Origin of the sequence: Rhodococcus sp. KBW08, assembly GCF_003852455.1 — a bacterium.
Classification (GTDB): Bacteria; Actinomycetota; Actinomycetes; order Mycobacteriales; family Mycobacteriaceae; genus Rhodococcus_F; species Rhodococcus_F baikonurensis.
This window is the reverse complement of the sequence record NZ_QAJJ01000001.1, coordinates 61900-73703: the sequence shown is the minus strand read 5'-3', so window position 1 is coordinate 73703 and position 11804 is coordinate 61900. Positions and strand designations below refer to the sequence as shown.

Annotated in this window: 14 protein-coding genes; 3 read left to right on the top strand and 11 right to left on the bottom strand. The window is 56.3% G+C overall.

Annotated features, from left to right (window positions below; translation table 11 throughout):
• Nucleotides 1-283 precede the first annotated feature (283 nt).
• Both DBV08_RS00365 and DBV08_RS00360 read right to left on the bottom strand, forming a co-directional pair.
• Nucleotides 284-1075, bottom strand: a complete 792-nt coding sequence (locus DBV08_RS00365) for a DUF6924 domain-containing protein (RefSeq protein WP_124566195.1) — start codon at nt 1073-1075, stop codon at nt 284-286.
• Between the two features lie 841 nt (nt 1076-1916).
• Nucleotides 1917-2915 (bottom strand): YbhN family protein, encoded by a 999-nt coding sequence (locus DBV08_RS00360; RefSeq protein ID WP_185564376.1) that lies wholly within the window; start codon nt 2913-2915, stop codon nt 1917-1919.
• Nucleotides 2916-3377: 462 nt separating this feature from the next.
• Here DBV08_RS00360 and DBV08_RS33200 point away from each other — a divergent pair, with 462 nt between their 5' ends.
• Complete coding sequence (locus DBV08_RS33200; protein WP_397486513.1) at nt 3378-3668, top strand: DUF6355 family natural product biosynthesis protein; 291 nt, start codon at nt 3378-3380, stop codon at nt 3666-3668.
• 96 nt (nt 3669-3764) lie between these two features.
• Here DBV08_RS33200 and DBV08_RS32690 read toward each other — a convergent pair whose 3' ends face one another.
• Together DBV08_RS32690 and DBV08_RS00345 are read right to left on the bottom strand one after the other, a co-directional pair.
• Complete coding sequence (locus DBV08_RS32690) at nt 3765-3914, bottom strand: helix-turn-helix domain-containing protein (RefSeq protein ID WP_311712014.1); 150 nt, start codon at nt 3912-3914, stop codon at nt 3765-3767.
• A gap of 672 nt (nt 3915-4586) precedes the next feature.
• Complete coding sequence (locus DBV08_RS00345) at nt 4587-5573, bottom strand: bacteriocin fulvocin C-related protein (RefSeq protein WP_124566192.1); 987 nt, start codon at nt 5571-5573, stop codon at nt 4587-4589.
• 512 nt (nt 5574-6085) lie between these two features.
• On the opposite strand from DBV08_RS00345, the gene DBV08_RS00340 reads away from it, so the two are divergent.
• Nucleotides 6086-6268 (top strand): hypothetical protein, encoded by a 183-nt coding sequence (locus tag DBV08_RS00340; RefSeq protein ID WP_124566191.1) that lies wholly within the window; start codon nt 6086-6088, stop codon nt 6266-6268.
• A 387-nt stretch (nt 6269-6655) separates the two neighbouring features.
• Here DBV08_RS00340 and DBV08_RS00335 read toward each other — a convergent pair whose 3' ends face one another.
• The 6 genes from DBV08_RS00335 to DBV08_RS00315 form a co-directional block, all read right to left on the bottom strand.
• Nucleotides 6656-6838, bottom strand: a complete 183-nt coding sequence (locus DBV08_RS00335; protein ID WP_124566190.1) for a DUF4231 domain-containing protein — start codon at nt 6836-6838, stop codon at nt 6656-6658.
• 9 nt (nt 6839-6847) lie between these two features.
• Entirely contained in the window at nt 6848-7318 is a 471-nt protein-coding gene (locus DBV08_RS00330; RefSeq protein ID WP_124566189.1) for a hypothetical protein, read from the bottom strand.
• 368 nt (nt 7319-7686) lie between these two features.
• Entirely contained in the window at nt 7687-7902 is a 216-nt protein-coding gene (locus tag DBV08_RS33195) for a DUF6355 family natural product biosynthesis protein (protein ID WP_397486510.1), read from the bottom strand.
• 401 nt (nt 7903-8303) lie between these two features.
• The gene (locus DBV08_RS00325) at nt 8304-8516 is read right to left on the bottom strand and encodes a hypothetical protein (RefSeq protein WP_124566188.1); all 213 of its coding nucleotides are present in this window, start codon (nt 8514-8516) and stop codon (nt 8304-8306) included.
• A 302-nt stretch (nt 8517-8818) separates the two neighbouring features.
• A complete protein-coding gene (locus DBV08_RS33190) occupies nt 8819-9349 on the bottom strand; it encodes an acyl-CoA dehydrogenase family protein (RefSeq protein WP_124566187.1) in 531 nt (176 codons plus the stop codon).
• A gap of 49 nt (nt 9350-9398) precedes the next feature.
• The gene (locus tag DBV08_RS00315) at nt 9399-9710 is read right to left on the bottom strand and encodes an SCP2 sterol-binding domain-containing protein (RefSeq protein WP_168798930.1); all 312 of its coding nucleotides are present in this window, start codon (nt 9708-9710) and stop codon (nt 9399-9401) included.
• A gap of 160 nt (nt 9711-9870) precedes the next feature.
• On the opposite strand from DBV08_RS00315, the gene DBV08_RS00310 reads away from it, so the two are divergent.
• On the top strand, nt 9871-10236 hold the full coding sequence (locus tag DBV08_RS00310; RefSeq protein WP_124566185.1) for a helix-turn-helix domain-containing protein: 366 nt from the start codon (nt 9871-9873) through the stop codon (nt 10234-10236).
• Between the two features lie 93 nt (nt 10237-10329).
• On the opposite strand, the gene DBV08_RS00305 is transcribed toward DBV08_RS00310, so the two are convergent.
• A complete protein-coding gene (locus DBV08_RS00305) occupies nt 10330-11784 on the bottom strand; it encodes an MFS transporter (protein WP_124566184.1) in 1455 nt (484 codons plus the stop codon).
• Between the last annotated feature and the right edge of the window lie 20 nt (nt 11785-11804).

Here is an 11804-nt window from a genome sequence, read left to right as displayed (position 1 = left end):
ATAGAGGGTGAGTGAGCCCAGGCCCCGCTGCCCCGAAATGGTGGTGCGACGAGCCTTAAGGCAACTGTCGGCGTAGCGCAGCGGTCCGTGGACACCGCGTCGGAACGCCGCTCTTCCCGTCGAGGCTTAAACTGTGCGTCTTGTCGACGGTCAAAACGCACACCCAAGCCGGCAGGAACGAACTGAGTGCGAATTCGTTCACAGGGCGGGTAGAGATCAGTTCTTGGGCATGGGGCTGTGGTGTCGTGCAATAGGACCGGGGTATTTCAGCCGGTCATGCCACCTAGCTTGAATGCCTGATCCACCGCTCGGCACCGAGCACACGGAGAGTGGACGGGTCGAGAACTGCACTCCAGTGATTATCGCGGTGCCCGCTCATCAGATCGAACCTGAATACCAGCACCTGACCGGCCTCGCGAAGCGCGTCGAGGTACTCATCGTGTCCGTGAACATCCCAATACTTCGAGTAGTCCGAAATGGGACGCTCGGAGCTGTTCTCGTACAGACGACGGGCATCGATGAGGGAAGTGAACACACGAAATCCGGCCCGTGCACGGTAATCCAGAAGGCCGACTCGGAACTCCTCGAGCGACCCTGGCCACGGGCCGTCGCCCATCGCCTCGACGATTTCGTCGACCTCCGTCATCTGCTCCTGAGGCTCGGTGAGCTGCGGCTGGGTTGCCCGGTACACCCCGTCCGAGTCAGCAGCCGCAATGTAGTCCTCGAAGTCGAGATTGCTGATCCACAGATTTGCCACGACATCCGACAACGCGCTAGCCGAGACCGGCAATCTCCCAGGAGGGTTCGTGGCAGCGATGACGACGAACGGATGATCCGCACCCACGAGTGTTGGCGCATCGGCCACCACCAAGAACCGATACCCCGGATCATCCTCATTGAGTCGAGCCAGCAACTCGTCGATGTCCATCCCGTCGAATTCAGGATCCTCGACAATGGTCAACGGGTCTGTGCGATCGGAATCCAGATCGAGAGCGGCTTGCACGGCCTTGTCCCATGCTTGGTCATCACTGTAATCGAGCCGAAACAGGGGCACCTCGACGTCGGGAAAGGTCACTGTCATCTCCAATCGCGTGAACAGTGCTGCCGGCACCCATCGCTGGGTTCTTCAGGCTGGATTTGAATACTGGTGTCTGCAACAACCCTGCTGGGATTCGGCGCTCAGGTTAAATGGGGAGTCGACCACTGTTCAATCGTGGATTGCAGCCGGGGTGGGTAATGCCGCGTTCGGGTCCCTTTAGACTTCGACGCCTGCGCCTCAAAGAGTGCAATCGCGCACTCGGTGACGTAGACCGCCACGGCAGACATCGGCACCGAAATGGGATGCAGCCCCACCACCGCGCAAACACTCGCCGCCGCCTACGAGAAACGCACCGACATCGCCGCAGCCCACACACAAAGCACCCTGTTCTGACCCGTCGACACTGCACCCCCTGGCGGATCCGAACGGCACCTCGCCGACAACACGAATCACCCATGAGAACGGAGGACAACCGCATGGCTATCGCCGCGATCATCGCCGTAGCAGCACTCTTGATCTGGGGATTCGGATCGATCATCGCCCGCATCGCAGGCGCAATCGCAATCTTCGAGGGACTGCTCCGCATCGGCTTCACCGGCAGCACACCCGCCGCCTACGCAATCCTCGCCTCCGGCCTCGCAATCTGGATGACCGGACACTGGATCTGGGCGTTCAGCCACAAAACCTGGCGCACCCGACTCGCCCTGACCGCCTACAGCCTCCCCGGACTCCACCACCTCGCACCCATCCCCGCCAGCACCCGGCCCCGCACACCACCGTGTGGCCGAGCAATCACACGGAGACGAACCGATGAGCGAGCAGACCGAACAACACTCAGGGGCGTCGGCATCTATCGGCAATACACGCTAGGGATCGATCAGCGGGAAGTATCAGGATACGACCGTCTGCCTTTAACCCCGCCGGAGCTCCTGTATTTTGCCAGAAATATAATCCACCCGGCCACAACGACCAAAACCAAACTTACTATTCGATAAACTAGCACCGCTAGACCCGCCTCCGCCGTTGGCATTCCATTGGCAGTAAGCATTGCGATTAGAACAACATCAACCACCCCGATCCCGCCAGGAATCCAAGGAGTTGCCGTGCCGGCCACCTTACTCGCCGAGTACGCTATAGCGACGGCGGCGATCGAAATTTTAGAACCAGTCGCATAACATGCGCAAAGTAGACATCCGATATCAGCCATCCAATTAAAGATCGACCAGCCGAATGCGGACGCTAAATTTTTCTTCCGCACATTGACTGACTTTAGTTGATCAAATACTCTTTCAATCCTTTCAAGTCCGGATTCGGCGGGTCTATTAAAAGCGGTATTTATTTTCCGCAGAAGGACGGAAATCAATGATTCCACAGCGGCGCTACTTTTTGAAAAAAATATTCCGATAATTACTAGGGTAACCATTCCGGCCAATGAGATCGCTAGTGAGAATCTATTTCCGGAAGTTCCCAAAGTGGCTGCTCCCAAGATTGTGAGCACGGCGAGACCAATTCCCTGCAACGCTCCACCGATTAGAAGTTGCCACGATGCAATTCCTGGAGATGCCCCCCAGTCCCTCTGTCTCTTGTAGAGAAAAGCAGTGGAGATGACCGGCCCCCCCGGGACGGTCATACTAATAGAATTTGCTGCATAAATAGCAGCAACAGACTCCCTTTGTGGAACAGTTACGCCAGCCGAGCGCAGAAGAACTCGTTGAACCTGCGCAAAGCTATCCATTGATATTCCTGCAAATACTATTGCCGCTAAAATCCATACTACCTGTAGGTTATTTCGATTCTGCCAGTACTCTTGCAGTTCCGGGAGTATAAAATATGCTTCCACTCCGAGGATGGTGACCACGAAAATTGCGGTCGCCACTTTCACATACTTCATTACCCTCGTCGACATCAATCCCCCGCCAGTCTCCATCGGCCGTGGAGCTAGCACGGCATAACCCCAGTTGAGGGTCTACTCGGTCGAATTTAGTTTCTCGGTCGATACCTTACCTGCGCGAATTCGGAACCCTGTGCGACAAGCCGTTTTGGATGTGTCCCAATTTGGGACACATCCAGATAAGGAGCAATGGGAATTTATTGAAATACGGTTATTTTCAGTGAAACATTCAATTCTTTCTTATCACTTTCAGATCGATAGTCGGCATGGTGATTCAACTGGGCTTATCTGGGTTTACCTCGATCGTCTTAACTGTCTCACAATGAGTCATTGAGCGGACTACTGTGCATATCTAGGACACCTTTTCCATGAAACGATTCTCTATACGAATGGGCGACATAGTGTTCCACTCGATCTCCAATCGATGTCGGAAAAGAAGAGGGAAGAATGTCGCAATCAATGATCGGTCGAATGGCAATTACAGGAATGGCGTCAGCTGCGGTTGTGATTGGCGGTATCGCTATGGCGGCGCCAGCTAATGCAGCACCCTGTGGATATTCTCAGGGGGGAAACACGGGAATTTACAACCATTGCGCCAATAACCATATTCGAATTGAGATCGACTACAACATCGGGGGCAATGAGTCCCGGTGCGTCGGACCGGGGGAGACCATCCTGATGCCGCGTTGGGTAGGTACAAGTTGGCCTGTTTACGCGTGGTACACCGGAGGCTGTTAAAAACGACGCAATATTTGGCTTCGAGCACTTGGCGAGGCCAAATATTGGTCGTACGCTCCAAGAGATTGATGCTATTTCATAAAATATTGAATTTGTTCATTCTGTCTTCAGACCATAGGAGTTCATCTTTCTATATAGTGAGGAACGAGATATTCCTAGTATTCTTGCAGCTTTGACGCGATTACCGCCCGTCTGGCGCAAGGTGCGTTGTATTTCTATTCGTTCGGTTACCTCTAAGCGATTCATGCAGTTTGGTTTCACGTGGATTGCGTCTGATCCGGTGGAGGTGGGTTCTTTATCGATCAGTATTTTAATCGCTAGCACCTTTCCTGCGCGATGATTGTCGATATCGATGGAATACGAATATATCTGAAAAACGCGTCCTGATCGCATCCTTATCGTCCAACTTGAGTTTATTGAGTCCTCGAGATTGGAGGCGTATTCTTCGCACTCCCGTACTTCCTCCAAAGAAAGAGCATCATTATCGGGGCTTGCGATAATTATTGAATCGCTTATTGCGAACACGGCCGAGAGGTCACCTTGGGGGTGACATCGATATTGCATCCTAACGAATTCAGAAAGAAGTACGTAGTTCAAATCGAAATGCATGATGGTCCTATGGTGAAGATCTGAAACTGTTGGAGGCAGGTCGGCGGCCGGACGCGACGACGCGATAGTAGTGAGGCTGTTGGAATGGCAGCTCGTGTCGAGTGAGATTTAGCAATGAGGTCCGCACCAATCATATTGGTGCGGACCGTCTTTGGAGTTCTTGTGAGCCGTAACGCTCCAATGCTGCAGGCCCACTCACCACTAGCCGCACCAATGCACCTGCCGGCACTTATCCCTCAAACGCGCCTTCGAACGACAGTGTGCAGTTGCACGGATAGTGAGTAGGCGAGATTCTCTTCGAATTCGGCTCTAGCCGCATGTTCCTTCGCATCTTGACAGGAACATGGTTCCGCACAGGTTCGAGCAGTTGCAGTGGCATTGGCTACAGTTCGCACAGCAGACACATCGACTATCGCACCAATCGCTCTTGCAAGAACACCCACAGGCTGCCGCGCGGGCGGCAGATTCGTCAGTGGGGCCGAGCGATGCAAACAACGCCCGCCCATCGGCCTTCCCGAACGCAGCTATCGCACTCACTCGTAGGTGCTCCAAATCGCGAGCCAGGCTGACCGGTAGGTCGTCGTCGAGAGACTCGAGATCCGCGAATGTCGATTTCTGACTTGCTATTTCGCGGGCAAATTCAAGCACCTTGCGTTGCTCGGGAGTCAAACCGGGATGCTCCCGCTCATAACGCTCAAACTGCTCTAACCACAGCTCGCTCCGCACATGGGAGGGAAGCGCACCGTAGATGGCTTTACGGTGCGCAACATCGAAATCTACGAGTTGTGAGTAGTTTTGAGGTAAACGCGTGAGGTTTTCCTTGACCCAAAGTTCCTCAGGTGCCGGAGCAGGTGCAGCAATGGCGGGCAATCGTCCGAACAACAACAGACCGCCGACAACAGCACTACCTGCGGCGAACTGTCCGAGAAAATGCTTACGGCTGATCTGACCATGAGATGCCTCTACCGCCGGGGCCTGGTCATCGGCCCTACTCAGCTGACTCAAGACCCGGAGCATACGCATTGTTGACGGCACTCCAACAGCCCTGACCATATGAAGCGACATGATTCGCCCGGTCCAGGCCTGAACCTTGTCGTCATCTACCAACAGGAGCGTGGGCGCCCAAGGCGGGTTAGCCCCGAAAACTTCTTCGCGCCACTTCACGACCTTTGGATCACTGAGCGGCAGTACGTCGATTTTGTGGTCGCATGCGTGTGCCACTTTGCTGGACGTGCCCCGACACACGCTGCAAGAAGAATCGAACGCAAGCACCCAACGTGCAGCAGAATTACTCATGCAGAAATCTCCTTGGAAATTGACGGTGAAAATTATCGAAGATATGAATCCGTACAACTTCCGTAGTGCGGAAATGTGGAATTGAAAATTGTCGTCGCATCTGCTGAAATCTGCACCAAAAATCAATGAGGGGGGAGTGCACTGTATTTGAAGAAACGCGGTACTGGTTACGCCGAAGGTCAGGATCCCTGGAAAAGTCGTAGTAAGTCGTTCAGTTGCAACAGTAAAGAACTTCCCGCGTTTTCCCAATGAGGTAACGGTCTCGATTCAATAACAAAACCGGTTGGTTTGTTTAACTGCAGGTCAGCAAGTCGAGAACCAGTCGAGCTCATACTTTTGATGGGTCTCACAAACTAGGGCGGTTCGTGTTGAATCGGACATGAAGGTCTTCTCGTTGGTGCTTCGCGCCCCCGAATTTAGGTCGACGCCTTCTTATCCAGGTCCATGACAGCGTGATGCTGGTTCAATAGTCCTGGGAAAAGTGGGGCCACCTGCGAGGTAAGATCCTGTTTATGAAACGCGTAGCCACCCTGGTCGCGGGCATATTGATCTTCCTGGCGGGCCTCCTCGGTGTGTGGTCGACGGTTGCATTCGTCGACTTGTTCGCCACACCCATTTTGGTCATTGCTGCCATGGCGTTCGCGGTACTGATCGCTGTCGGTGCTGGTCTCGTAATCCGGACGATTAGCTCGTGAGACAAAATCGAGAACCGGTTCCGTCCGCAGCACTTTCCCAAACGTCTGTTGCGTCACTCCCATCCGCACCCGCGGAGCATTGCTGTCGAGAGCGTCCCTCCCTGGAACTATCCTCGGTGCCGCGACGAGCACCAGGGCGCCACTCTGACCAGATCGCAGCGAAAGGCGAAGTCCTCACCTACAGCAATCCCTGGAGTTCAGCATTCGATTCATCCCGTCCCGGCGTCGACTCTTCGTCAGCGAGACAATTCTTTCTTCCTACGCCATGCTTATCTACCGCCGTACGCCCTGACACCGCATACGAACGGCCCCACCACTCATCTGAACGATGAACGATGGGGCCATTCGTATAATCAAACGTGTCGAAGTTGACTACGTCTGATCGACCTAGGGTCGCAGGTTGCGGCGAGAGAGAAACGCCGAAGAAAGCCAGATCACCAACGCGATCAACGCAATCGACCATCCAATGATCCCGCTGCTGCCGCCTTTGACCATTATCGGCAACATCACGCCAACCACGACCGCTGCCATACAGAGTCCATTAATGATTCGAAAGGATTTCTTGGTCATGATCGGACTCTAGTGCCAGGCCGATGCGACGCAGCCTCCGACCGTACCGCCGGCGATTCCTCCAGCGACAGCGATGCACCCAAGGCAAGCAGCTCCGGCCGTCGCTGCGCATGCCGCACCACAGAGAACGCTCAGCCCGGCGATTGCCCAACTTGAAATGCCTGCGGCAGAGAGGCACCGATTGAGATCTCCCCAGTTCATTCCCCGTGCTTGTGGTCCATTCGATTCTTCCGGTGCTGTGACCACCTGCGAGAATGTCTGGTCGCCGTCGACGAACATCTCAACTGTTCCCGAGCTTTCGTCGATTTCGCGCAAACTGATCTGGATGGTAGAGACTGGGTTCAGTTTGGAATCGAGGAGAACGGACATGGAGCTGCCATATTCCGCGCCTGTAATCGGTACCGACACCAGATAGCTGCCGTCGCGGCGCTCGACGATTCTTGAGTGTGCCAGGTCGTATGATTCGCTCTCTCCCAGCACCGCGTACGCTGCGAACTCGGATTGCGATCGTGACGTCAACGTAGATCGAAGTGCTTCGTCGTCGATGGGTTTGTCGGTTGTGGCTTCCTGCAGCGCGCCAGTCAGACTGGGGCTCATAGTGGAGCTGTCAGCAGGTTGGGCGAAGGCAGACTGTGTTCCAGCGATTGTTGCGAGTCCGATTGCCAGCAATAGCGCTACGGCACGAAATTTCATTTCGATCCTCTCACTTGCACGATATGGCACCTGACCGACTTGAGACACTGGAGCAGTCCATTTCCCGGCGTAGCTGAAACGTCGGAGAGAACTGGCGGTCGGCGGCGCTGACGTTGTGGAAATTACAGCTCATCAGAGCTTAAAAACGACCGGACTTAGCAGCTACCGGTTAGCGATGCCCCGTAGACAGTAGCCGGCCACCAGCCGGTGAGTCCGATGAAATCGGTGTATCCGGCGCCAACGCATCGGCTCGGGTCAGGATAGTAGTTGGTGTGTACAGTTATCCGATCCCCATGATTAGCGCAGTTCCTCCAGTATGCTGAACCATCTCTTTCGAAGTATCCACAAGGATCACTCGCTGCAGCGGCCATGGGGGCGGACGGACTCGTAGTCGTTTCAGTAGCATTAGCGGCACCTCCGACCCCGAGCAAGATTGATGCCGAAGACAGTGCGATGACTGAAAAACTTTTTATGCTTGACCGCATGGCGACCTTCTCTTTCGTTCGGAGGTTTGCACATGTGAACGTATCCAAACTTGGTCAAAAGAGGCTTTATCTACACGCGATCTGACCCATTTTGATACAGGCCCAGGCAGATGTGCATTACATTGAGACAACACGGAGTAGATGACGTTTTTTAAAGAACTAGCAGTCGTGAAATCGCATTTTATGGCAGAAGGCAATTCGCCTAACTGTGTGAAATTGCTCGGACTTATTAGCGCGTGTTGACGGGCGTAAGCGTATTCGGAGGTGGTCAGATCGCGTCGAATATTTCAGGAGTGGGGTTGGCGACGGTTCGCCACTAGTCGCCAACCGTTGTAAAGGATCAGCGCGATACCTACGTACCCGAGCAGTGCCGGCGAAAAAATCTCGGGTTCTCCTGCGTGAGTCACGCCCCAATACAGGCCGAACACCACGCAGCCGATGCCGATCACGAACGCTGCGGTGTGTACCCACTCGGCGTGAGCGCGAGGGATGTTTCGCATGACTGCACAGTCCCACATGTCGTGCGCAAGTGGCAGCGTAGAAACCCCTAACAAGAATTGCTCATCATTGGGGGTCGGTGGTTGCAGACGTGGTGGACCGCAAACGACCGAATTCGGTCAACCAAATTCCATTTGGTTAGGAACCGGCTGTGTATCCACCCGAAGTGCCGATCGTAGACTCGCCCGGCACCGGGGTCTCTCTCGGGCTTCGCCCCATTTTTGAATCCCTCTCGAAGTCCTCGTTCGCCTGTGGAGAGTCGTGGTTCGGCTGCTCGGAAGTCGTCGGGTCCGTCGAGGAGGAATCAATCGAGCGGGTACCCAGCGCGATATACAAAAAGCCAACTACCAACGCTAAGGCCACACAGACTGCTAATGCAACGGCGATGCGTCGTCCCCAATGAGCCATCAATGATCCTCTCAATGGAGGAGGGCTCAGCACTCGCCAAGTACCCTCGCGCTGCTTTGACTCTATGTGCACGCGATTTTGCCCAAACCAGCATGACCGGGGTCTGGAAAAGCCCTGTTGCTCCGAGTATCAGTGCGAAACCCGGGTCTGCGGCGGCGAATTCTTCGAGGGTGTAGCCAAGGCCTTCGGCGGTAAACCCCAAGCCGCCGAGCGCTTCCGGTAGTCCCATACGAAGGCCACCCAGAGCTTGGGCTTCTTCGACCAGGTCCCATTCGACTGTGCCGAGCGGGGCGCCGTCTCGGCGCGCTGCAGTAGGTGCGATGACATCGCGGGCAAATTCGCGCAGTTGACCTATGGCCTTGCGGTGCTGGGATGTCAGGGAATCGAGGTCGGCAAGCGGGGAATGGAGCTGACGTGCAGTGGTCATTTCGATGCTTTCAATCTCGCGGTTCGGCGGGTTACGGCGGGCACTGGGATCAGAGCGTGGTCAGCACATGAGCGAATCCGATGGCAGCAAAGATTGGCCCCTGCGCACCGAGCCGTCCTTGCGTCAGGGCCTGCACTACGCCGAGATCGCCGTCGGCGAGGGCGACGATGTCTGAGCTGCTCAGTGCCACAGTCACATCCGGAGCCTCGGAACGCTCAGGTGGGAGGGACACGACATGGGCAGAATCGTCGATCACCAGGCGCACCGCGATACCCAATGCTCGAAACCCCTCAGCTTGGGGGGTTTCACCAGTGAGGGCGCCAAGCCGTGCTGTGGCAACAGCGAGGGTGGAATTGGTCACGTGCAGTCTCCTTGATCAGTGATGCAAAGTACATGCCCGGTAATGTTCTCCTTGCAAAGGTGGTCCATGCAACGCCGTACATACCCTGCATTGGTACGTACTGTTCTCGGCGACACCTTGTGTCGTCGTCCACGTCTATTAGCCCTGGGGGGGCCTGCCAATGTCCGAACAGCGAAGTCAAGACCTGGACGAATGGAGCGGCGGATCTGAGTGGCGAGGGCTCCATGAGCTCTTGAGTTTGATGTCCAAGAAGTGGGCAGTCGCCGTGCTGCTCACCTTGCGCCCACGACCACTCAGATTTGCGCAACTCCAGCGAGAGATAGGTTGCGGGAATGTGAAAACGATGACCGTGACGCTGCGCTCGCTAGAAGAAGCCGGGCTGGTCGATCGGCAAGTCATCGACAGTCGACCACCTGGAGTTCTCTATAAAATGACCGGTCTCGGACACACCCTGATCGGATCGTTGGACCCGGTGAGGAAGTGGTCGGTGGACCACGAGTTCGATCCGAGCCGCCTCGACACCTAAACGGAGTCGAAGGCAAAAGAAATGGCCCGACGCATGCGCGTCGGGCCATCTGCGGTGGCGGAATCTACAGGTAGAAGACCAGGCGGGGTGTCTCTACGTCTGTGATCGGTTCGCGAGGCGTCCGAGGACGAGCGCGATGCCCGCCGCCAGTACGGCGACACCGCCGAGGGCGAGAAAGCCCGCGTGGGCACCTGCGGTTGCGGCAATGGCGCTGGCCGCGCCGTCCTGGAGCTGTGAGGCGATGATTGCCGCGGTGATGGGCGCAACGACTGCCAACCCGACGCCCGCGCCTGCTTCATTGAACGTGTTGAGCAGGCCTGATCCGACACCGGCCTGTTCGGGAGGGATCGGAGCGGAACCGAAGGTGTACAGGGGAACGAACATGGTCGGAAGTCCGGCCCCGAACACGGTCAGTGCAACTATCACGATCGTGGCGTTGCCGGTGCCGCTCGCCGTGACGGCAATTATGGTTGCCAGTGAGGCGATCTGTAGCACGGTGCCGGCAAAGTACAGTTTTGCCATACCGATCTTGGTGGCGATTGCCGGCGTTGCGAAGGCCGCGACGAGCGAGGCGAGGCACAGCGGCAACAAGGCGAAACCGGTGGCCAGAGGGCTCATTCCATGTGCTGACTGGAAGTAGTTGCTGGTGACGTAAAGAGCGCCGAGCATCAATGTCGCCGCAAGGACGAGTCCAACACCCGACAGAGCGTAAACAGGTGTGCGAAGAAGAGACACGGGGAGCAACGGGTCATCCGAGCGGTCTTCGACGAGGAACAATCCGATCATCAACGCCGCTCCCACGGCGATGATGATCCACGGCGCGGCACTGGAAATTCCGTCCTCAAATCGACTGAGCCCGTAGCAGAGCGCGCCGATACCCGTGGTCGCGACGATCGCGCTGGGTATCTTCAGTGACGTCGGACCGCCGGCCGCCCGCATCGGTGCCAGCCGCATTACCGCTGCAACAGCCACAACCACGACGATCGGCAAATTGATCAGGAACGCCCACCGCCACGACAGCGCTTGGACAATGGCGCCGCCCAGGATGACGCCGACGGTAGCTCCCACCACGCCGAGAGCACTCCACGCCGTCAAGGCGATCTTCAGCTGAGATTCGATCGGGCCGTACGTCGAGATGATGATCGAAAGCGCAGCGGCCGACAGAAGTGCAGCTCCGATTCCCTGGACTACACGGCCCGTCACGAGAAACGAACCGTTCTGTGCGAGCCCGCACGCCAGCGACGCAGCGGCAAAGAGGACAAGGCCTGCAAGAAATGCCGTGCGCCGGCCAATCGAGTCGGCAAGACGGCCACCGAACAGAAGCAGCGCACCGTACGTGAGGACGTAACCGCTCACCGTCCACTGCAGTGCGATCGAGGACGCATGCAAATCCGCCCCGATCGAGGGAAGCGCGACGTTGACAACCGTCGAGTCCAGCATGACCAGCATCTGAGCGATTCCCGCAATGGCGAGCGCCGCCCACCCCACGGGGGCTCGTGGCGGAGAAGTCGCAGCCTCAGCTGCCTCGGGGTTCGTAATTTCGGTCATGGGAGCGATCCTCCGGAAGG

Excerpts from the sequence above, each read along its gene's own strand:
- DBV08_RS33200 (WP_397486513.1), top strand. The coding sequence starts at position 3,378 with ATGTCGCAATCAATGATCGGTCGAATGGCAATTACAGGAATGGCGTCA.
- DBV08_RS32690 (WP_311712014.1), bottom strand. The coding sequence starts at position 3,914 with ATGAATCGCTTAGAGGTAACCGAACGAATAGAAATACAACGCACCTTG.
- DBV08_RS00345 (WP_124566192.1), bottom strand. The coding sequence starts at position 5,573 with ATGAGTAATTCTGCTGCACGTTGGGTGCTTGCGTTCGATTCTTCTTGC.
- DBV08_RS00340 (WP_124566191.1), top strand. The coding sequence starts at position 6,086 with ATGAAACGCGTAGCCACCCTGGTCGCGGGCATATTGATCTTCCTGGCG.
- DBV08_RS00335 (WP_124566190.1), bottom strand. The coding sequence starts at position 6,838 with ATGACCAAGAAATCCTTTCGAATCATTAATGGACTCTGTATGGCAGCG.
- DBV08_RS33195 (WP_397486510.1), bottom strand. The coding sequence starts at position 7,902 with ATGGCCGCTGCAGCGAGTGATCCTTGTGGATACTTCGAAAGAGATGGT.
- DBV08_RS00325 (WP_124566188.1), bottom strand. The coding sequence starts at position 8,516 with ATGCGAAACATCCCTCGCGCTCACGCCGAGTGGGTACACACCGCAGCG.
- DBV08_RS33190 (WP_124566187.1), bottom strand. The coding sequence starts at position 9,349 with ATGACCACTGCACGTCAGCTCCATTCCCCGCTTGCCGACCTCGATTCC.
- DBV08_RS00310 (WP_124566185.1), top strand. The coding sequence starts at position 9,871 with ATGTCCGAACAGCGAAGTCAAGACCTGGACGAATGGAGCGGCGGATCT.
- DBV08_RS00305 (WP_124566184.1), bottom strand. The coding sequence starts at position 11,784 with ATGACCGAAATTACGAACCCCGAGGCAGCTGAGGCTGCGACTTCTCCG.